This window comes from Streptomyces sp. NPDC096012 (assembly GCF_040426375.1).
Lineage (GTDB): Bacteria > Actinomycetota > Actinomycetes > Streptomycetales > Streptomycetaceae > Streptomyces.
Genome location: NZ_JBEOTD010000001.1, coordinates 145626 through 166750 on the forward strand (window position 1 = coordinate 145626; position 21125 = coordinate 166750).

Annotated in this window: 18 protein-coding genes and 1 pseudogene; 9 read left to right on the forward strand and 10 right to left on the reverse strand. The window is 74.0% G+C overall.

The window, feature by feature from the left end; genetic code table 11:
* Positions 1–132: 132 nt before the first annotated feature.
* From ABVB68_RS00750 to ABVB68_RS00760, 4 genes and pseudogenes are all read right to left on the reverse strand, one after another.
* Entirely contained in the window at positions 133–1581 is a 1449-nt protein-coding gene (locus ABVB68_RS00750) for a PTS transporter subunit EIIC (RefSeq protein WP_503005999.1), read from the reverse strand.
* Positions 1582–1962: 381 nt separating this feature from the next.
* Positions 1963–2079: pseudogene (locus tag ABVB68_RS36835) on the reverse strand (PTS sugar transporter subunit IIB); the annotation flags it as partial.
* A gap of 16 nt (positions 2080–2095) precedes the next feature.
* Entirely contained in the window at positions 2096–3019 is a 924-nt protein-coding gene (gene murQ / locus ABVB68_RS00755; protein ID WP_353598832.1) for an N-acetylmuramic acid 6-phosphate etherase, read from the reverse strand.
* Positions 3020–3151: 132 nt separating this feature from the next.
* Complete coding sequence (locus ABVB68_RS00760) at positions 3152–4057, reverse strand: MurR/RpiR family transcriptional regulator (RefSeq protein ID WP_503005959.1); 906 nt, start codon at positions 4055–4057, stop codon at positions 3152–3154.
* Between the two features lie 56 nt (positions 4058–4113).
* Between ABVB68_RS00760 and ABVB68_RS00765 the strand changes: the two genes are divergently transcribed.
* Both ABVB68_RS00765 and ABVB68_RS00770 read left to right on the forward strand, forming a co-directional pair.
* Complete coding sequence (locus ABVB68_RS00765; RefSeq protein WP_353598833.1) at positions 4114–4497, forward strand: DUF8819 family protein; 384 nt, start codon at positions 4114–4116, stop codon at positions 4495–4497.
* Positions 4498–4504: 7 nt separating this feature from the next.
* Positions 4505–4780, forward strand: coding sequence for a DUF4031 domain-containing protein (locus ABVB68_RS00770; RefSeq protein WP_353598834.1), 276 nt, complete (start codon positions 4505–4507; stop codon positions 4778–4780).
* On the opposite strand, the gene ABVB68_RS00775 is transcribed toward ABVB68_RS00770, so the two are convergent.
* Positions 4762–5865: a GNAT family N-acetyltransferase gene (locus tag ABVB68_RS00775; protein ID WP_353598835.1), complete on the reverse strand. Its 1104-nt coding sequence runs from the start codon at positions 5863–5865 to the stop codon at positions 4762–4764. The genes ABVB68_RS00770 and ABVB68_RS00775 overlap by 19 nt on opposite strands.
* A gap of 27 nt (positions 5866–5892) precedes the next feature.
* Complete coding sequence (locus ABVB68_RS00780) at positions 5893–6537, reverse strand: HD domain-containing protein (protein ID WP_353598836.1); 645 nt, start codon at positions 6535–6537, stop codon at positions 5893–5895.
* A 185-nt stretch (positions 6538–6722) separates the two neighbouring features.
* On the opposite strand from ABVB68_RS00780, the gene ABVB68_RS00785 reads away from it, so the two are divergent.
* Positions 6723–7415 carry a copper homeostasis protein CutC gene (locus ABVB68_RS00785; RefSeq protein ID WP_353598837.1) on the forward strand — a complete coding sequence of 231 codons (693 nt, stop codon included), beginning with the start codon at positions 6723–6725 and terminating at the stop codon, positions 7413–7415.
* Positions 7416–7807: 392 nt separating this feature from the next.
* On the opposite strand, the gene ABVB68_RS00790 is transcribed toward ABVB68_RS00785, so the two are convergent.
* On the reverse strand, positions 7808–9892 hold the full coding sequence (locus ABVB68_RS00790; RefSeq protein WP_503006000.1) for a HelD family protein: 2085 nt from the start codon (positions 9890–9892) through the stop codon (positions 7808–7810).
* A 488-nt stretch (positions 9893–10380) separates the two neighbouring features.
* Here ABVB68_RS00790 and ABVB68_RS00795 point away from each other — a divergent pair, with 488 nt between their 5' ends.
* Together ABVB68_RS00795 and ABVB68_RS00800 are read left to right on the forward strand one after the other, a co-directional pair.
* Entirely contained in the window at positions 10381–10563 is a 183-nt protein-coding gene (locus tag ABVB68_RS00795; protein WP_353598838.1) for a hypothetical protein, read from the forward strand.
* Positions 10564–10581: 18 nt separating this feature from the next.
* Positions 10582–11829, forward strand: coding sequence for a glycosyltransferase 87 family protein (locus ABVB68_RS00800; RefSeq protein ID WP_503005961.1), 1248 nt, complete (start codon positions 10582–10584; stop codon positions 11827–11829).
* Here ABVB68_RS00800 and ABVB68_RS00805 read toward each other — a convergent pair.
* Both ABVB68_RS00805 and ABVB68_RS00810 read right to left on the reverse strand, forming a co-directional pair.
* On the reverse strand, positions 11781–13430 hold the full coding sequence (locus tag ABVB68_RS00805; RefSeq protein ID WP_353598839.1) for a DNA repair helicase XPB: 1650 nt from the start codon (positions 13428–13430) through the stop codon (positions 11781–11783). The genes ABVB68_RS00800 and ABVB68_RS00805 overlap by 49 nt on opposite strands.
* A gap of 80 nt (positions 13431–13510) precedes the next feature.
* Entirely contained in the window at positions 13511–16204 is a 2694-nt protein-coding gene (locus ABVB68_RS00810; protein WP_353598840.1) for a helicase C-terminal domain-containing protein, read from the reverse strand.
* Positions 16205–16687: 483 nt separating this feature from the next.
* Here ABVB68_RS00810 and ABVB68_RS00815 point away from each other — a divergent pair, with 483 nt between their 5' ends.
* Complete coding sequence (locus ABVB68_RS00815; protein ID WP_353598841.1) at positions 16688–17800, forward strand: hypothetical protein; 1113 nt, start codon at positions 16688–16690, stop codon at positions 17798–17800.
* Positions 17801–18289: 489 nt separating this feature from the next.
* Positions 18290–18919 (forward strand): HAD family hydrolase, encoded by a 630-nt coding sequence (locus ABVB68_RS00820; protein WP_353598842.1) that lies wholly within the window; start codon positions 18290–18292, stop codon positions 18917–18919.
* Positions 18920–19162: 243 nt separating this feature from the next.
* Here the strand turns inward: ABVB68_RS00820 and ABVB68_RS00825 are convergent, their stop codons facing one another.
* On the reverse strand, positions 19163–19426 hold the full coding sequence (locus ABVB68_RS00825; RefSeq protein WP_353598843.1) for a hypothetical protein: 264 nt from the start codon (positions 19424–19426) through the stop codon (positions 19163–19165).
* 232 nt (positions 19427–19658) lie between these two features.
* Here ABVB68_RS00825 and ABVB68_RS00830 point away from each other — a divergent pair, with 232 nt between their 5' ends.
* Positions 19659–20639 carry a recombinase family protein gene (locus ABVB68_RS00830; protein ID WP_353598844.1) on the forward strand — a complete coding sequence of 327 codons (981 nt, stop codon included), beginning with the start codon at positions 19659–19661 and terminating at the stop codon, positions 20637–20639.
* Positions 20636–20959, forward strand: a complete 324-nt coding sequence (locus tag ABVB68_RS00835) for a hypothetical protein (RefSeq protein WP_353598845.1) — start codon at positions 20636–20638, stop codon at positions 20957–20959. The genes ABVB68_RS00830 and ABVB68_RS00835 overlap by 4 nt, the downstream gene beginning before the upstream one ends.
* Positions 20960–21125: the final 166 nt, after the last annotated feature.

A 21125-nucleotide genomic window follows, 5' to 3' on the forward strand; every position in this document is an offset into this window, starting at 1 on the left:
ACCGGCCCCCGGGCCGTCCGCGCCGTCTTCTCGGGGGCCGCGCTCGCCTCTTCCGGCATGGTGCCCGCCATCCCGCCACGACCGGCCCGCCCGCACCCTCTTCTCGCGGGCCGCGCACACCCCTTGCGGGCGCTACCCGCTCGTGCGGCGGGCGAAGCCGAAGAGGTACGTCGCCGCGAAGCCCACCGCGTAACCGGTGAGCAGCCCGCCGCCGTAGACGGCGGCCGCCGGCCCCGGCCCCCTGTCGCCCGCGAGCAGCGGGAACAGGGCCCAGCCCGACGGGCCGATCGCCGTGGCCCCCACCTTGGTGCCGAGCATCGCGAAGAAGCCGACGAAGGCGCCGCCCGCGGCCCCGCCGGCGCAGGCCGTCAGGAAGGGTCTGCCGAGCGGCAGGCAGACGCCGTAGATCAGCGGTTCGCCGACGCCCAGCAGACCGGCCGGGAGCGCCGACCTGATCGTCGTGCGCAGGGAGACGTCGTGGCGCAGCCGGACGTAGACCGCGAGGGCGGCGCCCACCTGGCCCGCGCCCGCCATGGCCAGCAGGGGGAGCAGGACGGTGTATCCCTGCTGCTCGATGAGGGTGGTGTGGATGGGGATGAGGGCCTGGTGCAGGCCCAGCATGACCAGCGGCAGGAAGAGACCGCCGAGCACCAGTCCGGCCACCACACCGGCGTTCACCAGCAGCCAGTCGGCGCCCGCGCCGATGCCCGAGGCCACCGCCCCGGCCGCGTACATCAGCCCGTACAGGGTCACCAGGCCGGAGACGAGCACGGTGACCGTGGGGGTGAGGAGGACGTCCAGGGCGCCCGGCACCCGGCCCCGGCACCACTTCTCCACCCGGGTCGCCAGCAGCGCCGCCGCGAGCGCGCCGAGCACGCCGCCCTGCCCGGGCGACAGGTGCGTCCCGAACACGCTCACCTTCGCCACGCCGGGGTACACGACGACGGCCGCCACCGCGCCGCCCAGCACGGGCGTCCCGCCGAACTCCTTGGCCGTGTTGTAGCCGACGAACACCGCGATCAGCGCCATGAACGCGGAGGCGACGGCCGCCAGGGCGGTGGTCAGCCCGGGCAGCCAGCCGGCGTTCAGCAGCAGCCCGTTGACCCCGGCGAGGATGCCGCAGCCGATCAGGGCGGGGATGAGCGGCACGAAGACGCTCGCGACGCGCCGCAGCCCGGCCTGCAACGGCGTGGCCTCCCGCTGCCCCGACGGCTCCCGCGGCGACCCGCCCCGCGACCCGCCTCGGCCCTCCGCGGCTCCGCCGAACCACCCCACCCGCCGCCGGGCCCCGGCGGCGGCCGGTGACGGGGTGGGCCCGGAAGGGCCGAGGGGGGCCCGGGCGCCGGCCGTTGGACCGCTGGGCCCGGGACGGTGGAGAGGGGCGCCGACGGTCTGTGGCGCGGTGGGCTCGAAGTGGTCCGCGGGGGTGCTGTCGGCGGCCTGGGGCGTGGTGGGCTCGAAGTGGTGGGCGGGAGTGCTGTCGGCGGCCGGTGACGGGGTGGGCCCGGGAGGGCCGAGGGGGGCCCGGGCGCCGGCCGTTGGACCGGTGGGCCCGGGCCGGTCGAGAGGGGCGCCGACGATCTGCGGCGCGGTGGGCTCCGGCCGGTCGGCGGGAATGCCGCCGCCGGCCTGGGGCGTGGTGGGCTCGAAGTGATCGGCGGGAGTGCTGTCGACGGCCGGTGACGGGGTGGGCCCGGAAGGGCCGAGGGGGGCCCGGGCGCCGGCCGTTGGACCGCTGGGCCCGGGCCGGTCGAGGGGCGCGCCGACGGTCTGTGGCGTGGTGGGCCCCGGCCCGTCGGCGGGAGTGCCGTCGGCGGGCGGCGGGTTGGTCAGCAGTGTCTCCACCGCCGCCGTGACCTGGTCGACCACGCCGGGCCCGAGGACGATCTGCCAGGCGTGGCCGCCGTCCACCACTCCGAGCACGCCGGGCACGGCCCGCAGGGCCGCCTCGTCGGCCGCCGCCGGATCGGCCAGCCCCAGCCGGAGCCGGGTCATGCAGTGGGCCACGGAGGTCACGTTGGCCGGGCCGCCGACCCGGGCGAGGACGGCGGTCGCGGTGGAGGCGGGGTCGTTGCGCACGCCCTGAGCGTGCGGGTCAGCCGGCCGTGTGCGCCAGCGCGGCGCGCAGATGGCCGCCGGACTCCTCCAGAAGGCGGGCGGCCGTCGGGCCGTCGACGCCGGCGAGGAGGGCGAGGATCGCGTTCTTCACCTCGCCGCCGCACTCGGTGAGGGCCTTCTCGATCTCCTCGTCGTCCGCTCCCGTGGCCAGGGACACGATCCGGCGGGAGCGGGCCCGGAGTTTGTCGTTGGAGGCGCGCACGTCGACCATCAGGTTCCCGTACGTCTTGCCGAGCCGGATCATCGTGATGGTCGAGAGCATGTTCAGGACGAGCTTCTGGGCGGTGCCCGCCTTCAGCCGGGTGGAGCCGGTGAGCAGTTCCGGGCCGACGACGACCTCGATGCCGTGCTCGGCGGCGGCCGCGAGCGCGCTGTCCTCGTTGCAGGCGAGGCCGATGGTGAGGGCGCCCACGGCACGCGCGTGCTCGACGGCGCCCAGGGCGTACGGAGTGCGGCCGGAGGCGGAGACGCCGACCACCGTGTCCGCGGGGGAGAGTTTCAGCGCGTCCAGGTCCTGGCGGGCCAGCTCCTTGGAGTCCTCGGCGCCCTCCACCGAGGTGACCAGGGCCGTCGGGCCGCCCGCGATCAGGCCGACGACCTGGGCGGGATCGGTGTTGAAGGTGGGCGGGCACTCGGAGGCGTCCAGCACACCGAGCCGGCCGGCGGTCCCGGCGCCCGCGTAGACGAGCCGTCCTCCGCGGGCCATGCGTTCGGCGACGGCGTCGATGGCGGCGGCGATCTGCGGAAGCCGGCCGGCGACGGCTCGCGGCACTTCCGTGTCCTCGCCGTTCATCAGGCGGGCGATGTCGAGGGTGGGCAGGCGGTCGATCTCGGCGAGTTCGGCGCGGAAGGCCTCGGTGGTCAGCAGGGCCATCTCGGAGCGCAGATTCTGAGAGGTCATGGGGGGTGGCTCTTTCCGGTGCGGGTCGGATGCAATTCCCTGGTGGCGCGGGGAACTGCGCGATCAGCCACATCCGACCCGCAGATGCCCGCTCCGTTCAGTCCTACGGTCTAGCGCGCGCAGTCCTACGGTCTAGCGCGCGGCACTGCGGTGCCGATGGGCCAGCGCCTCGTAGGATGCGGCCAGCGCGGGCGCGGCCGTCTCGTACGTCCGCTGGGCCACTCCGACGAACAGGCAGTCCACCACCAGCAGCTGACTCGTCCGCGAGGACATCGCCGCCGGCCGCAGCTCGGTCTCCCGCGAGGTGGACGTGGTCAGGACGTGGTCGGCGTACTGGGTGACCGGGGAGTCGGGCCGGCCGGTGATGGCCACCGTGGTGGCCCCGTGCTCGAAGGCGACCCGCAACGGCTCGATGACGTCCCCCGTCGAGCCGGAGTGGGTGATCGCGATGGCCACGTCGCCCGAGCGGAGCTGCACCGCGTTGGTCACCGCGAGGTGCGGATCGCTGTGCGCGTGGGCTATGACGCCTATGCGCAGCAGCTTCTGCGTGAGGTCCTGGGCGACCAGACCGGACGCCCCGATGCCGTACACATCGGTGCGCCGGGCGCCCGCCAGCGCGGTGACGGCCGCGCCCAGCTGCCCGGTGTCCAGTCCGGCGGCCGTGTCGGCGAGGGTCTGCTGCTCCTCGTAGGCGAGCTTGGCCACGACGTCGGCCAGGGGGTCGTCCACCGCGATGTCGGTCGTGATCGCGGGTGCCCGGCCCGACTGCTGCTGCGCGGCCAGCCCGGCCAGGGCCAGGCGCAGGTCGCGGTAGCCGGGGTAGCCGAGGAGACGGGCGGTGCGGACGACCGTGGCCTCGCTGGTGCCGGTGAGCTCGGCGAGACCGGTGACCGTCAGGGCGGCGCAGCCGGCCGGATCACCGGCCACGGCCTCGGCGACGCGCTGCATGGACCGGGTCATGGAGGGGGCGAGCGTACGCACCTTGGCGGCGAGCGAACCGCCGGGACTTCCGAAACTTTCCTTCATGTCCAGGGTCACGCATGAAAGATATTTTCGGTTCCGTCTCGTGGTCAAGAGTGCGCACAATAGGTTCCATGGAGCCCGTCAATCCTCTCGAGCAGGTGCTGCACGCGGCCCGCGCCCTGGTGCTCGCCGATCTGGTCGCGCGCCAGGTGGCGGAGGCGGACGTGGTCTCCCTGGTCGAGGACTCCGTCGCCCAGCGGCGCTGGTGGGTCGAGCAGTGGCCGGAGGGCGCCGCCTACGTGGCCGGACTGGTCGCGCAGGACGTCCAGGACGCGCTGCTGGAGCGGTACGGCCGCTGGCCGCTGTGCCCGGTGTGCGGCACGGGCGACCCGCACGCCCTGGACGTGGAGCCCGAACTGGGCCCCGACCCGCACTGGGTGTGCCACAAGGCGGGCGTGAAGGTCGCCGCGGTGGGCTCACTGGGCTCGGCCGCGGGCGGGGCGGCGTCCTCGTGAGGCGCCCGTGACGGTGTACATCGACCCGCCCACCTGGCCCGGCCACGGGCGCATGTGGTCGCATCTGGTGAGCGACACGTCGTACGACGAACTCCACCGGTTCGCCGAGCGGCTGGGCGTACCCCGGCAGGCCTTCGAGCGCGACCACTACGACCTGCCCTCGCACCGGTACCCGGACGCCGTGGCCGCCGGGGCGGTGCGGGTCAGCAGCCGCGAGGTGGTGCGGCTGCTGCGCGCGTCGGGACTGCGCAGGCCGAAGGGGCGTCAGGCGCGGCGGATGTAGAGCCGCAGCCCGGTGTCCACGCCGTGGTCGTCGCGGGCGGTCCGTTCCTCCTCCACGGTGGCCCGGGTGAAGCCCGCTCGGGCCACCACGCGCTGGGAGGCCGCGTTGTCGTGCTCGACGGTGGCGAGGACCACGTCGACGTCCGCCCGGGCCAGCGCCCATTCGGTCAGCGCGATGACGGCCTCGGTGGCGTAGCCGCGGCCGCGGGCGCCCTCGACGAGGTCGTAGCCGATCTCGACGCGGCCCTCCTCGTCCGGGGCGCCGTGGAAGCCGATGCCGCCGACCGCGCGGCCGTCCTCCTCGCGTACGAGGGCGAAGACGCCGAACTCCGGGCGGTGCACGCCCGCTTCGTACGCCTTCACCAGGAAGCCGGCGGCATCCCGGGTGCCCTCGTACGGGCCGCCCCCGAGCCAGTCGAGGCCGCCGTCGCCGCCCAGGCGCAGATCGCGGGCGACGGCCGGGCGGATCCCGGTGAGGGTGAGGCGCTCGGCGGGGATGACCTGGTTGTTGTGCCAGCGCCATTCGGTGACCGGGGCACGGCCGGGCAGGTCGCCGCGGCCGCTGGCCCACAGCAGCGTCGGCCAGGGCGCGGGTCCCGGCTGGACCTGCGGGAAGAGCCAGGCCAGGACGGACTCGACGAGGTCCTCCGGCGGCTCGTAGTCCAGGCCGAGGCCCTCGGCCAGGTCGTGGGTGTGCAGCAGCGCCTCGGTGATGCCCATCGCCGCGAAGCCCTCGCGGTCGGCGGTGCCGAAGGGGGAAGGGTGGAAGGCGCGGACGCCGGGCGGTGTGGCGCGCACGGTCGTGGCGAGCAGCACGCCGGTGGTCTCGACGACGTGCAGCAGGCCGGCGTTGCCGGTGCCCTCGTCCAGGGTGATGCCGAAGGGGGCGTACGCCTTCTGGGCGCGGCCCGCCAACTGGCCCGCGTAGGCCATGAGAGCGCCCGCGATGTGCTCGGCCGTCCTGCGGCAGCTCCACTCCAGCCGTCCGGCCCCGGTCCCCTCCCAGTCCCGGTCCACCGCCGGCCGCAGTGCCGCCACACAGCTCGCGACGGCCCTGTCAACATCGTCCCCGCTTATCGGTCGCATGGGCGCACCCTATGGAGGCCGGACCGCTCAGGTCGACAGCAATTCCAGCTCCGCGGCGAGGTTGTGGCGTGCGGTGGCCTCCCAGTGCTCCCGGCCGTAGCGGGTGCGGAACAGTTCGGGCAGGTCGAGGAGCTGACGCAGGACCGCCGAACGTCCCTGCCGGAAGGCGTCGGCCGGGACGAAGTGGTACTCCGCGCGGACCTCGGCGGTGTACACGGCGTACGCCGACGGGGGCGCGGCCAGGATCGCGAGGTCCGCGTCGCACAGCACCTGGCCGTCGCGGTCGTCGCCGGCCGGATCGTGCGTGACGGTGAGCCGGACCAGCCGCGCCACCGCGGCCACCGTGTCCTGCGCCACCCCCGCCTCCGGCAGGGCACGCTCGGCGAGCCGCGCGGACCGCTCCTCGTTCTCCGACCGGTCGGGCAGGTAGACGGCGTCGTGGAACCAGGCGGCCAGGCGGACGACGTCCGGGTCGGCCGCGTGCTCGGCCAGCACGTCGATGTGGTCGAGCACCGCGGTGAGGTGGGCCAGGGTGTGGTACCGGCGCTGCGGTTCCTGCCAGCGGGCGAGCAGGTTGTCGGCGTACGGGGCGGGGTCGGGGCCGCCGCCGGGGGCGCGGGCTGCTTCCAGCGCGCGGGCGAAACGGAGGCGCAGGGCGTCGAGGTCGGCCATGCCGCTCATTCTTCCCGTCCGCCGTGACCGGTGGCGATTCCTCCGTGACGGTGGTCCCCGATCGCACGGCCGGACGTCTTCGGCGGGGAACGGCCGGTCGGCGGGGTGTGGCGTTCCGGGGCGGGCGTACCCTTAAATTGGACTAGACCTATAGCCGCCCGAGTATGCCCGACGAATGGGGTGCCATGAGCAAGCGTGCAGTCCTGGAGGTGATCGCCCTCGACGTCGAGGACGCGGTCGCCGCCCAGGCCGGAGGCGCCGACCGGCTGGAACTGGTCACCGAGATGGCGGCCGACGGGCTCACCCCGTCTCCCGCCACCGTGGCCGCGATCCGTGCCGCCGTCGACATCGACCTGCGCGTGATGCTCCGGCTGGCGGACGGCTTCGCGGCCGGTGACGTGGAGCGGCTGGTCCGGGTGGCGGGCGAGCTGCGGGAGGCCGGGGCCGGCCAGTTCGTGCTCGGGTTCCTCGACGCGGACGGCGGACTCGACGTGGCGGCCGTCGAGCGGGTCGTCGGTGCGCTCGGCGGCTGCCGCTGGACCTTCCACCGGGCCATCGACCGGGCCGCCGACCGCGACGCCCTGCGCAAGCAGCTCGCCGACCTGCCCGGCCTGGACACCTACCTCACGGCGGGCTCCGCCACGGGGGTGGACGCCGGCCTGGCGACGCTGCTCGCGGAGGGCGCCCGGCGCGGCGAGCCCGGCTACGAGCAGACGCTCCTCGTCGGCGGCGGACTCCGCCTGGAGCACGTACGGCCGCTGCGCGACGCGGGGATCGACGCGTTCCACATCGGCGGCGCGGCCCGGCCCTCCGGGTGGACCGGTCCGGTCTCCACGGAGGCCGTCGCCCAGTGGCGGAAGGTGCTGGACGGGCAGTAGCCCCGCCGCCTCCGGGGCCGCCGCCGTCTCCGGGGCCGCCGTCGTCTCCGGGGCCGCCGTCGTCTCCGGGGCCGCCGCCGTCTCCGGGGCCGCGCCTCCGGCGGCTACCGTCGCCTCCCGGGCCACCGTCGCCCCCGAGCCGTCGTCACCGTCCGGGAGCTGTCGTCCCCTGAGTGGTCGCCCCGGAGTCATCGGCCTCCGCAGCCGCAGCCGCAGCCGCAGCCGCAGTCGCCTCGGAGTCAGCGGCAGCCGCAGCCGCAGCCGCAATCGGCCTCGGAGTCATCGGCCTCCGCAGCCGCAGATGCAGCCGCAGCCGCCCCGGAGTCATCGGCCCCCGCAGCCGCAGCCGTCGGTCCGAGCGGCCGTCGGTCCGAGCGGCCGTCGGCCCGGGCTCAGGACAGCTGGGCGGGCAGGGGTGCCGTGTGCGTCACGATCAGGCCCGACACCGCGCGGGTCAGCGTCACGTACAGCCGGCGCAGCCCCGTCCGCTCGTCCGGCTCGCCGTCGACCACGGCCTGCGGCTCGTCCAGGACGACGTAGTCGTACTCCAGACCCTTGGCGAGCGAGGCCGGGACGAGGGTGAGGCGGGTCTCGCGGGTGGTCTCCTCGCCGGGTGCGAGATACGTGATCCCGGCAGCCGTCAGCGCCTCGGCGAGCGCCGGCACCCGGGCGTCCGCGGCGATCAGACCCGTCGAGCCCTCGTGGCGCAGCAACCGGGTGCAGGCGGCGACGGTCTCGGCCGGCTCGGTGACCGTACGGATCTCGAAGAAGCCCGGGTTCTCCCGGACCGAGGCGACCGGGGTGAGGCCGGGTGCGATGTGGGGCAACAGGCGGGAGGCGTAGGCGATGACGTCCGTGGGGACACGGAAGCCCGCGGTCAGCTCCTCGATGTGCCCGTCCCGCTTGCCGAGGTGGGCGAGGGCCTCGTCCCAGCCGCGGGTCGCCCACGGCGTCGTGCCCTGCGCCAGGTCGCCCAGCACCGTCGCGCTGCCCGTCGTGCAGCGGCGGCCGACCGCCCGGTACTGCATGGGGGACAGGTCCTGCGCCTCGTCCAGGACGACATGGCCGAGCGAGTGCGTGCGCTGGATCAGATCGGTCGCCTCGTCGATCAGCACCGCGTCCGCCGCCGACCACCTGGCCGACTTCACCGTCCGCGCCGGCTTCGCCCACAGGATCGTCTTCTGCTCGTCCGCGGACAGCACACCGTCGGCGTGCTCGGCGAGGAAGTCCGCGTCGGACAGCAGCCGCAGCACGAGCTTCGCCGGGTCGACCACCGGCCAGGTGTCCTTCACGGCCGCCTTCACCGCGCTGTTGCGGGCGACGGCGTCCTGCACCCGGTCGTCCGGCGCCTCCCCGGCCCGCTCCATCTGCACCAGCACCGCGTGCGCGATCCGCTGCGGCAGGGCCTCGCGCGCGGCGCCGTAGCGGATGTCCCGCTCCAGCAACTCGCCCACCAGCCGCTCCAGTTCGTACGCCGGCACCCGCCAGCGCCGCGAGCCGCGCACCACGACGACCGGCTCGGTGGGCAGGCGCACGTGGGAGTACAGGGCCCGGCGCAGCACCTCGGCCATCCGGGCGTCGCCCTTGACCACCGCGGCGGCCGCCTCGTCCGCGCCACGCACCTCCACCTGCCCGACCAGGTCGTCCACGGTGGCCTGCCGCACGGACAGCTCGCCGAGCGCGGGCAGCACCTGCTCGATGTAGTGCAGGAAGGACTTGTTCGGGCCGATGACGAGCGTGCCCGTGCGGGCGAGCCGCTCCCGGTGGGCGTAGAGCAGATAGGCGACCCGGTGCAGGCCGACGGCGGTCTTCCCGGTGCCCGGACCGCCCTGCACGCAGACCGTGCCGGACAGACCGGAGCGGACGATCTCGTCCTGCTCGGGCTGGATGGTGGCGACGATGTCCCGCATCGGGCCGACGCGCGGCCGCTCGATCTCCCGCTGGAGCAGCTTGCCGGCGGTGGCCGCCGCCGGATCCTCCGGGTCGGACAGGTGCTCGTCCTCGTAGGCGGTCAGGTCGCCACCGGTGTAGCCGAAGCGGCGGCGCAGCCCCACGTCCATGGGGTCCTTCCTGGAGGCCCGGTAGAACGGCTGCGAGACCGGCGCACGCCAGTCGATGACCATGGGGTCGCCGTCGCCGTCGTGCACATGCCGCCGCCCGATGTAGAACCTCTCCCCGTCGGCTCCCTCGGCCTGTTCGGCGCCCGGCGCGTGCAGGTAGTCCAGCCGCCCGAAGAACAGGGGGGTGTCGCTGAGGTCGGCCAGCGCCTTGATGCGGTCGTCGATCTGCCGGGCGAGCACCTCGGCGTTGACCCAGTTCGCGGTGACGTCCTTGATGTCCAGCGCCTCCACGTCCTCGCGCATGGCGCGCAGGGCGGCGCGGGAGGAGGCGAGGTGCGCACGTTCCCGGGCCAGCGGATCGGCGAGGGGATCGGCCGGCGCTCGCCCGGCGAGCGGGTCGGCCGGCGCTTGCCCGATGAGCGAGTCGGTCGCCGTCTGCTCGGTGAGCGGATCGGCCGGCGCTCGCCCGGCGGGCGGGTCGGTCAGCGGGCCGTGGGCGGGGGTGGACAAGGGGGTGCCTCCGGAGCTGCTCTTCCATGACAGGGCATGACGGCGCATGACGGGGCCGCCCGGTTTCCGTCCGGGCGGCGGCACTCCCTGAGGGGAGGCGGGCAAGAGCGGAGATTCTAGGGCAGGGGCCCGGGCAGGAGCCAACGCGTTTTCCGCGGCCCCCTCGTGGGCCTCCTCGTGCCCGGTCTGCCACGCGTCCGCCACCACCCGCGCCCTCCACGCGTCGGCACCCACGTGCTCCACGTGTCCGGCACCTGGTCGCCCGGCCTCGTCCCCTAGGGGAAGGGCACGCCCGGCGTAGGGGCCGGGGTCCGTCCCGAGGCCTACCCGGCGCCCATCGAAAACGACCCCCCGGACCGATGCCGGACGCGTGCCCGAAGTTCCACCATGGAGACATGAGCGCAGCAACCATCCACCCAGCCCCCGTCCGTCCCCCGACCGGTGCCACGGCCGTCGACGGGCCCCACCCCCACGTCGTCGGCAACGCCCTGCGGGCCATCAAGGTGTTCGCGCAGGCGGCGTTCGGCGTCGTCATCCTGGGGGAGTACGGCGAGGAAGCGGGCGTACGCCGCAGGTGACGGCATAGGGTCGCCTCCGTGCGGAAACGGACGGCAGCCCTCCTCCTCGTCTTCTCCTTCGCCTCGCTCCTCACCTTCGTCACACTGTGCGCCGTCCGCCACCCGCCCATGGCCGACCTGCTCGTCTACCGGGCCGAGGGCGCGGCCGTGGCCCACGGCCACGATCTCTACGGCTTCACCGTCACCCGGTGGCAGCTGCCCGCGACCTACCCGCCCTTCGCGGCGATCCTGTTCGTCCCGGCCACCTGGCTGCCCGTCCCGGCGCTGAAGGCGGCCTTCCTCGCGGGCAACACGCTCCTGCTCGTCCTGCTGATCGCCCTCTCGGCCCGCCTGGCCGCCCGGCCCGCCCCCCTGGCCGCCCCGAGCACCCCCCTGGCCGCAGGGCCCACCCCCTTGTCCGCCGGGCCCACCCTCCGGTCCGCCCCGAGCACCCCCCTGCCGACGCCCCTGCTCTGCGCGGCCGCGGCCCTGTCCCTCTGGCTCGAACCCGTCTTCCAGACCCTGCTGTTCGGCCAGATCAACCTCGCCCTGACCTGCCTGGTCCTGTGGGACCTCACCCGGCCCCCGACCGCCCGCGGCAAGGGCGTGGCCCTCGGCATCGCGGCCGGCATCAAGCTCACCCCGGCCGTGTTCGTGCCCTACCTGTTCCTCACCGGACGCCGACGGGAAGCGCTCACGGCGGCGGCGGCCTGCGCGGGCACCGCCGTGCTCGGCGGCCTGCTGCTCCCCGCGGCGAGCGCCGACTTCTGGACCCGGCGGCTGTACGAGACCGGCCGGGTGGGCAAGGTGTGGATCGTCGACAACCAGTCCCTGCAGGGACTGCTCGCCCGGGCCCTCCGCGACCCCGCGCCCGGCCTCGCCTGGGCGCTCCCGGCGGCGGCCGTCGGCGCGGCGGGCCTGTGGCTGGCGGTACGCGCCGGCGAGGACCGGCACGGCATCCCGCTCACCGCGTTCACCGCCCTGCTGATCTCCCCGATCAGCTGGTCCCACCACTGGGTGTGGTGCGTGCCGCTGATCGCCGTACTCCTCGGTGAGGGCCGGATCCGCCTGGCCGCCCTGACGGCCACGGCGTTCACGGCCCGCACCTTCTGGCTGCTGCCCCACCAGGGCGACCGCGACCTGCACTTCCCGTGGTGGCAGCAGCCCCTGGCGTCGCCGTACGCGCTGCTCGGGCTCGCACTGCTGGCGGGGGCGCCGGTCCTCGGCCGCCGGGCGCGTCAGCCCGTGCCCTCGGCCAGGATCTCGTCCGCGTCCACGATCCGGTAGGCGTAGCCCTGCTCGGCCAGGAAGCGCTGGCGGTGGGCGGCGAAGTCCTGGTCGAGCGTGTCGCGGGCGACCACCGAGTAGAAGTGGGCCTGGTGGCCGTCGGCCTTCGGGCGCAGCACCCGGCCCAGCCGCTGGGCCTCCTCCTGGCGGGAGCCGAAGGTCCCGGACACCTGGACGGCGACCGTGGCCTCGGGCAGGTCGATGGAGAAGTTGGCGACCTTGGAGACGACGAGCACGCTGATCTCGCCCTGGCGGAAGGCCTCGAAGAGCTTCTCGCGCTGCGCGTTGGACGTCTCGCCCTTGATCACCGGGGCGTTCAGATGCTCGCCCAGCTCGTCGAGCTGGTCGATGTACTGGCCGATGACCAGGATCTGCTGCCCGGCGAACCGGCGGACGATGGCCTCCGTGACCTTCCGCTTGGTGGCGGTCGTGGCGCAGAAGCGGTACTTCTCCTCGGTCTCCGCGGTGGCGTAGGCGAGCCGCTCGGACTCGGTGAGGTTCACCCGCACCTCGACGCAGTCGGCGGGCGCGATGTAGCCCTGCGCCTCGATCTCCTTCCACGGAGCGTCGAACCGCTTGGGCCCGATCAGCGAGAACACGTCCGACTCGCGGCCGTCCTCGCGCACCAGGGTGGCCGTCAGACCGAGCCTGCGCCGCGCCTGGAGGTCGGCGGTGAACTTGAAGACGGGCGCCGGCAGCAGATGCACCTCGTCGTAGACGATCAGGCCCCAGTCCCGGGAGTCGAACAGCTCCAGGTGCGGGTAGACGCCCTTCCGCTTGGTGGTGAGGACCTGGTAGGTGGCGATGGTGACGGGCCGGATCTCCTTCTTCGTCCCGCTGTACTCGCCGATCTCGTCCTCGGTGAGCGAGGTCCGCTTCACCAGCTCGTGCTTCCACTGCCGCGCGGAGACGGTGTTGGTCACCAGGATGAGCGTGGTCGCCTTCGCCTGCGCCATCGAGCCCGCGCCGACCAGCGTCTTGCCGGCGCCGCAGGGCAGCACGACGACGCCGCTGCCGCCGTGCCAGAAGTTCTCCACGGCCTGCTTCTGGTACGGCCGCAGGCTCCAGCCGTCCTCCAGCAGCTCGATCGGGTGCGCCTCACCGTCCACGTAACCGGCGAGGTCCTCGGCCGGCCAGCCCAGCTTGAGCAGCACCTGCTTGATCTGCCCGCGCTCGGAGGGGTGCACGGCGACGCTGTCCGGATCGATCCGCGTACCGACCAGCGGGGCGATCCGCTTGGACTTCAGGACCTCCTCCAGCACCGGCCGGTCGGTGGTGGTCAGCACCAGACCGTGCGCGGGGTGCTTGGAGAGGGTCAGGCGGCCGTAGCGGTCCATCGTCTCGGCGATGTCCACGAGCAGCGCGTGCGGCACGGGGTAGCGGCTGAACTCCACCAGGGCGTCCACGACCTGCTCGGCGTCGTGCCCGGCCGCGCGAGCGTTCCACAGGCCCAGCGGCGTGACCCGGTAGGTGTGGATGTGCTCGGGCGCCCGCTCCAGCTCGGCGAACGGCGCGATGGCCCGGCGGCACGCGTCGGCCTGCTCGTGGTCCACTTCCAGGAGCAGAGTCTTGTCGGACTGGACGATCAGTGGTCCGTTCACCTATGTACTTCCCTTCGGCACGGCCAAACCTCCAGTGTGCCCTACCGGCGGATGATCAGGAGGGGGCCGCCGAAGCGGCCTCAGTCGTCCGCCAGCTCCGCCACCCCGGTGATCCGGTGCAGGGGATAGGTGCGGACCTCGTCGGCCGTGTGGTCGTACGCCGTCACGAAGCCGCCCTCCACCCGGACCGGGGCGATGACGCGCTGGCTCGCGGAGCCCTCGGCGTTGACGTAGCCGATCCACAGGGACTCGCCGGTGAGGACGGCGGCCTGCACGGTGGCCAGCGTCTCCGCGGAGGAGGTGCGGGGCAGTTCACCGCCGGCCAGGACCGTGCCGGTGGTCTTGCGCGGGGTGGTGGCGGCCAGATCACCGGCCCGGATCGCGCGGATCGCCGCCCCGAGGAGCGTGCCGTCGGGCGGCGGCGGCCCGTCGGGCACCGGGTCGGGGGCGGTGCGCGGCGGGGTGCGGTGGGCGTGCGCCCGGGTGATCAGGACGTCGCCCTCGGCGGACTCGGCGGCCGGCGCGTAGCCCATCGCACGCAGCCCCTCCAGCAGCGAGGCCGGGTCGGACCGGGCGGCGAGCACGGTCGGGGCGAGGCGGCGCAGGCCCAGCGCGGCGGACCGCTTGTCGGCGACGATCTCGTTCAGCAGCGCGTCGTCGTCGCAGCGCACGTACGCCGAGGCCGCGCCCACCCGCAGATGCCCGTGCCGGCGGGCCACGTCGTCGATCAGGTACGCCAGCGGCTGCGGCACCGGGGTGCGGGAGTGCTGGGTCAGGAACGCGTGCAGTTCGGCGGCGGTCCGGCCGGCGTCCAGCGCGCGGCGCACCGAGGCCGGGGTGAAGCGGTAGACCGTCGCCCCGCCCTTGGACTCCACCTCGGCGAGCACACCCAGCACGTCCGCGAGCGGGCGCTGCAGCGGGCCCGGGGCCACCGCCGTCAGGTCGGCCTGCAGCAGGACGTGGTCCAGCGGCTCGGGGAGCAGCGGTGCGAGCAGCCGGACCGCGGCGGCCGTGGCCTTCGCCTGCTCGGCGGGGGAGAGGACCGCGTGCGACGCGGGCGGCCGGTGATGGTGCACCGGCAGCTTGTCACCGGGCCCGACGGGCTCGGCGAGACCGGTCGCGGGGCCTGCGGACGTGGGGCCGGTCGCGGGGCCTGGGGCCGTGGGGCCGGTCGCGCGGGAGCCCGTCGTGGGCGTGGCGGCCGTGGGCGAGCCGGTCGTGGCGGACCCGGTCCCCGCCCCCTTCCCGGGCCCGCGCCCGGAATCGGCGGAGACCGCCGGTGTCGCCGGTGCCGGTGGTGTGCCCAGGAGTGCGCGGGCGGGGGCGGACAGGGCGCCGCGGCCGGTCACGCCCAGCAGTTCGGCCTCCGACAGGGTCCAGCGGGCCAGCCGGATCCGCAGGTCCTCGTCGCGCTGCGGACCGCGCAGCGGCCGTTCCCAGCGCAGCCGGGCCAGCACCGACTCGGTGTCGGGGGCGGTGCCCTGCGGCAGCCCGGCCAGCAGGGTCAGCACCCGGTGCCGTACCTCGGGCGCGGCCGAGCGGTCCAGACCGGGACCGAGCGCCGAGAGCGTGCGGTCCTTCGCGTCCCGGCCGCCGACCAGCCCCGGTGTGCGGGTGCCCGCGAGCCAGGCCTCCGCGAGGTGGGCCCAGCGCTCGGCGGCGGGCCGCTCCCGCCACTCGTCGTAGGCGGGGGTGGCCGCGTACCGCTCGTCGGCCTCGCCGTCGGAGGCGAGCAGACCGGCCGCGTAGGCCAGCTCGACCCAGAAGGCGGCGACCGGCTCCGACACGTCCAGGGCCACGGCGGTCCGCTTGAGGTCCCGCACGCTCAGCCCTCCGGCCCGCAGTACGGCCGGACCGCCCTCGTCCCAGTCCTTCAGCAGTTCCTCCACGGTGGCGAGGGCGGTGTAGGCCTGCCCGGCCGCCGTCGCGTCCACCAGCTGCGGACTGTGGGCCGCGGCCGCGCTCACGGCGGGCGGCAGCGGCTCGGTCGTCCGGTGGGCGCGGCCCTCGCGCAGGTGCAGGGCGACCTCGCGGGGCAGTACGACCGTGCCGGGACCGGTCGGCAACAACAGGCCCCGGTCGAGCAGCCAGCGCAGATGCGCGGCCGGGTCCGGGGTCACCTGGCCGTACGGCGGCCCCCACACCAGCCGGGACAGCACCTCCCGCGCGGCCTCCGGGGCGCCGGCGAGCAGGGCGGCCATCTTCTTCCGGCTGGTGAACAGCGCGGTGAGCGCGGCCACGGCGGACACCGAGTCGTGCGTCGAGGGCAGCCCGGCCGTCGTCACGATCTCCTGGATCCGGCCCGGCGACATGCCCGAGGTGGCCTCCTGCACGGTCGGCCCGAGGCCGGTCGGTGAAGGGTGCTGCGGCGACGGGGCGAGCAGTTCCCGGGCGGTGCGCACGAGCCGCAGCCGGTCGTCGTCGCCCCACACCAGCGCCTGTTCCCGCAGGGTGCCGACGGCGCGCGGCAGCGCGGCGGCGACCGCCGGGTCCCCGCCGTCCCCGGCCATCAGCCCGAGCAGCGTGCCGTACGGCGCCGGGTCCGGGGCCACGGCCAGCGCCTCCGCCGTCTGCAGCGCGAACCGGTCCAGCCGCTCCAGGGCCCGCAGCACCGAGGCGCGGGTACCGGCCCGGGTGGCGAGCTGGGTGAGGTCGGTGGGGACGGGGGTGATGAGATCCGGGCGGCTGCGCAGCAACGCGCCCAGGGAGGCGTCGTCCCTGGCACGGAGCGCTTCCGCGAGGGAGCGGGGGGCTGAGTGGGCCTCGGGGCTCATCCGGCCAACGGTAGCGGACATCCCCGCCCGTCCGGACCCGGTGCGCGGGGCGGTCGGTGGGTGCGGGTGGTCGGGGCGACCGGGTGGGTGGTCGGTGGGTGCGGGTGGTCGGGGCGATGGGGTGGGTGGTCGGTGGGTCCGGTTGGTCGGGGCGAACCGGGTGGGTGGTCGGGGGGTGTGGGTGGTCGGGGCGATGGGGTGGGTGGTCGGTGGGTCCGGTTGGTCGGGGCGAACCGGGTGGGTGGTCGGCGGGTCCGGTTGGTCCGGGTGACGGGGTGGGTGGTCGGCGGGTGTGGGCGGTGGGCGGTGGGCGGGGCGGTGTACCGGCTTCGGGGGGTTGGCGGTCCGGTTGGTCGGGGTGACGGGGTGGGCGGTCGTCGGGTGTGGGTGGTGGGCGGGGCGGTGTACCGGCTTCGGGGGGTCGGGGACACGCGGTACCGTCCTTGGCGGGGTATCAGTCGGCGTGCACCCCGGAGGGGTTCCGTGGGGATCGAGAGCGACCAGGTCGTCTACGAGTATCTGAGCCGCGTCGGGGACGTCGCTCACCAGCGGCAGTTGCCGTCGGCCACGCGGATGCGGCTCGTGTCGCAGTTGCGCGACGAGATCGACCGGCGCCGGGCCAAGGCGACCGTGGACTCGCCCGCCGCGGTCCGCCGCATCCTGGACCACCTGGGCAGTCCGGACGAGGTCGTCGAGGCGGCGGGCGGCCCCGCGGACGGCGGCCGCGGCCCGCGGCCGCCCACGGCAGCCGTACCCGTGCAGCCCGCGCCCCGGAAGCGGCCTCCGGAGGAGGAACGGCCCAAGGGGCTGCGCCGGGTCGTGCCCCGGCCGCGCCCGGCCGAGCCCGAACCCCCGGCCCCGCGCGCCGCGCCCTCCCCGCCGCACCTCGCCCCCGCGCACGAACTGGGGGACGGCGCCGTACCGACCGACTGGTGGCGGGTGAGCGGCGGTCCCTTCGGCTCGGGCGCTTCCCTCGGCGAGATCGACTCGGTGCCCGGGTTCGTCGGGGGTGTGGAGATCCCCGAGCTGCTCAGGCGGCCGCCGAAGGAGGCGGAAGAGGGGAGCGCCGTGGAGTCGGCGGCGGGGGGACCGGCCGAGGCGGCGCCGGCGGCGGGCCCCGCGGTGCGCCGTCGCCTGTTCGGCCGACGCGCGGTCGCTGCCGCGGGGGCCGCGGACCCGACTGCGGCTGGGGCTGCGGCTGCCGATCTGGCTCCGGCTGCGGCGAAGACTCCCGCGCGCCGTCTGCTGCCGAGGCCCGCCGCGGGCTGGTCCAACCCGCTCCTGCTGCTGGCCGCCGCCGCGCTGGTCGCCGGCGCGGTGCTCGGCAACTGGTTCGCGCTGCTCCTGGGGTGGCTGATCGCCTACGGTTCGCGGCGGCTGACGGCCGCGGAGACCAAGTGGGCGGTGATGGTGCTGCCCGGCACGGCGGTCGCGGCCGGGGTGGTATGGCTGTGGGGCCGCAACGACGGGCGCTGGGGCGAACCGATCGCCCAGGGGCACATGTCGGAGGCCGTCGCCGAGACCTGGCCGTGGGTCGTCAGGGGGGCGGCGGTCGCGTCGGCGCTGTACCTGGCGTGGCGCTCCCAACGCAGATGACACCACCGGCTACCGGCCGCCCGTCTCCGACTGCGGGTCCGTCGTGGTCGTTCGCGCAGTTCCCCGCGCCCCTTTGGGGGTGGTTGTGGTGTGTGTTCGGGTGCGGGTCGGTGGTGGTCGTTCGCGCAGTTCCCCGCGCCCCTTTGGGGGTGGTTGTGGTGTGTGTTCGGGTGCGGGTCGGTGGTGGCCTCTCGCGCAGTTCCCCGCGCCCCTTCGGGGCGCCTGCGGTGCCGATCCAGTCGGCGTGGTCCGGTCCCACCCAGGGGCGGGGGGAACTGCGCGACCAGCCGCCACGCATCCGCAGCCGAACACGCACCGGGCCCACCCCTCGGCTCCCGACGGAGCCGCAGCCGAACAGGCACCGGGCTCCCCGGCCCCCCGGCGGAGCCGAACACGCACCGGACCCACTCCCGGCCCCCCGGCGGAGCCGAGCACCCACCGGGCCCACCCCCGGCCCCCCCGGCGGAGCCGCCCCGCACAATGGGCGGTATGACCTCTGCCGCCTCGCTCACCGTCGGGTTCGACCTCGACATGACCCTCATAGACTCCCGGCCGGGTATCCGTGCCTGCTACCTGGCCCTGTCGGAGCGGACGAGCACCTACATCGACGCCGATCTCGCCGTGACCCGGCTGGGCCCGCCGCTCGCGGACGAGCTGATCAACTGGTTCCCGGCCGAGCACGTCCCGGCGATGGCCGACCTGTACCGGCAGATGTACCCGGCGATCGCCGTTGCCGCGAGCCCCGCGATGGCCGGCGCCGCCGAGGCGATGGACGCGGTGCGGGCGGCCGGCGGACGCACGCTGGTCGTCACGGCCAAGTACGAGCCGAACGCCAAGCTGCACCTGTCCCACCTCGGCATCGAGCCGGACGTGGTCGTCGGCGACCTGTGGGCCGAGGGCAAGGCGCAGGCGCTGCGCGAGTACGGCGCCACCGTGTACGTCGGCGACCACACCGGTGACGTGCGCGGAGCCCGCGCGGCGGGCGCGCTGTCGGTGGCCGTGGCGACCGGACCCTGCCCCGCCGACGAACTGCGCGCGGCCGGAGCCGACGTCGTACTGGACGACCTCGACGCCTTCCCCGACTGGCTGACCGAGTACCTCCCGGCCCCCCGCCCCTGACGCCGCACCGGGCGGCACCCCCGCCCAACGCCTGGCCCCCGGCACTCCCCGCCCCTGACGCCGCACCGGGCGGCACTCCCGCCCCTGACGCCGCACCGGGCGGCACCCCCGCCCCTGACGCCGCACCGGGCGGCACCCCCGCCCCTGACGTCGTACCGGGCAACGCTCGGCAGCCCCCGCCACACGCCTAAGGCCAGGCAGCCCCCGCCCAACGCCTAACGCCCGGCAGCCCCCGCCCAACGCCTAACGCCCAACCCCCTCCCCCGGGCCCCCCGCCTGGCGGCGGCCCGCGGAGATCGAGCGGAGGACTCCCGCCCCGGCGATGAGGAACCCCACCGCCATGAGCATGCTCAAGCCGAACATGTAGGTCGGAAATGGCTTCGCGCCGAAGAACAGCGGAGCCACTGTGACGAGCGTGGCCGCGGCTCCGATGAAGAAGACGACGGCACCGGCGCGGATCAGCCGGTCACCGGGCGCGGCGGAATTCGTTTGGGTGTTGTCGGGCACCGGACCAGGGTAGTTCCCCGCGCGGGAGAACGACCGGGGGACGTCTTGTCACCCGTGCGAAGACCGTCAGCGCTTGTTGGCGCTCGGTATGGGGCGGGCCACGGCCGACCCGCTCCAGTGCTGTGAGGAGCCGTTTGCGAGCGGTTTTCCCGACGGGTACGAGGACGAGGCGTGCCTGACGACAAAGTGAAGTCAGCTGGCCAGGCACACATACCTCGCTAACCTCGCCGTCATGACACCTGGCCTGCGCTACCTCGGCTGTCTCCGACTGTCTGCCGACTCGGACGGTTCCACGTCCATCGAGTGGCAGCGTGGCGTGATCCGACACCATGTCAGCTCTCCACACGTGTCCGGCGTCCTGGTGGGGGAGGCGGAGGACGCGGACGTCTCGGGCTCCATGTCGCCCTTCAAGCGGCCCGAACTGGGGAAGTGGCTCACGTCCCGAGCTGACGAGTTCGACGTGATCATTGCAGCCAGGATGGACAGGCTCACCCGTCGCTCAACGCACTTCAATGAACTGTTGGAGTGGGCGCAGGAAAACGGGAAGTTCATCGTCTGTGTGGAAGAGGGCTTCGACCTCTCGACTCCCCAGGGCAAGATGATGGCTCGCATGACTGCCGTCTTCGCCGAGGCCGAGTGGGACACGATCCAGGCACGCATCCTCAACGGCGTACAGAGCCGTCTGGAGAACCGTTCATGGCTCACGGGTGCTCCGCCTACCGGCTACCGCATCAAGGCCGTAGAGGGTGGCAAGAGGAAGGTCCTGGAGATTGACCAGGACTTCCACCCCATCGTGGAAGAGATCTTCCGGCGAATCAGTGAGGGTCACTCCACACACCGGATTGCGCGAGACTTCAACGGCCGTGGCCTGCTCACCTGGGGAGACCACCTGCGGAAGCTGAAAGGTGAGGAAACCAAGGGGACTCGATGGCAGTCCACCATCGTCAACAAATTCATCCGCTCCTCTTGGGTTCCCGGTATCTACACGTACAAGGGTGAGGCTGTCTTGGATGACCAGGGGGAGCCGGTGATCCTCCCCGCGAACCCCCTGGCGTCAATGGAGCAGTGGGAATATCTGGTGGACCGGATCAAGCCCGCCCCCAAGGCTGAGGGGGCGGAAAGCCGTACAGGTGCCAAGAGTCTGCTTTCCGGTGCTGCTCGCTGCGGTCATTGTGGCGCTCCCTTCTGGAAAGGCAAGAGGCGCAACGGTTGAGCCCTGCCCTGTGGGATACGGGTAAGAAGTACGGGGAAGTCTGGGCAGTCAAAGACCAGGAAGACCGTAGAGAATTCCTCCGGGGCTATCAGGTGAAGGTCTGGGTGTGGAGTGATGCGATTCCGAATGCGGGACTGGGTATCATCATGGACCTTGGGGACATTCAGGCCATGACGCAAGAGCTGAAGCTCAACAAGGAAGAGAAGATGGGCCGGCTACTGACTGGCCATAACGTACCGGCGCACTGGATCAGCCCTGAATCGAGGGAATTGGGTGCGGATGATGTTCCGGCAGTCCTGAAAGGGCTTGAGGCGCTGTAAAAGTAGTGAGGTACAAAGAAAAGGTCCTGCTATTCCTCAGGAGCAAGGTCCACCGCGGCCGGGAATCTCGCGCCGTGCGGTACCGGGCTGCGTCCAGCCAGGACGCTGCCCGGCCCTCCCTCGACGGCTTCGTGGCCGCGCCCCCTCGATGGCTCCCTGAGTGAAG

Bases quoted from the DNA above. Each gene is read 5' to 3' on its own strand.
- murQ (WP_353598832.1), bottom strand. From the start codon at position 3,019: ATGACCTCTCAGAATCTGCGCTCCGAGATGGCCCTGCTGACCACCGAG.
- ABVB68_RS00765 (WP_353598833.1), top strand. From the start codon at position 4,114: ATGGAGCCCGTCAATCCTCTCGAGCAGGTGCTGCACGCGGCCCGCGCC.
- ABVB68_RS00775 (WP_353598835.1), bottom strand. From the start codon at position 5,865: ATGCGACCGATAAGCGGGGACGATGTTGACAGGGCCGTCGCGAGCTGT.
- ABVB68_RS00780 (WP_353598836.1), bottom strand. From the start codon at position 6,537: ATGGCCGACCTCGACGCCCTGCGCCTCCGTTTCGCCCGCGCGCTGGAA.
- ABVB68_RS00785 (WP_353598837.1), top strand. From the start codon at position 6,723: ATGAGCAAGCGTGCAGTCCTGGAGGTGATCGCCCTCGACGTCGAGGAC.
- ABVB68_RS00795 (WP_353598838.1), top strand. From the start codon at position 10,381: ATGAGCGCAGCAACCATCCACCCAGCCCCCGTCCGTCCCCCGACCGGT.
- ABVB68_RS00810 (WP_353598840.1), bottom strand. From the start codon at position 16,204: ATGAGCCCCGAGGCCCACTCAGCCCCCCGCTCCCTCGCGGAAGCGCTC.
- ABVB68_RS00820 (WP_353598842.1), top strand. From the start codon at position 18,290: ATGACCTCTGCCGCCTCGCTCACCGTCGGGTTCGACCTCGACATGACC.
- ABVB68_RS00830 (WP_353598844.1), top strand. From the start codon at position 19,659: ATGACACCTGGCCTGCGCTACCTCGGCTGTCTCCGACTGTCTGCCGAC.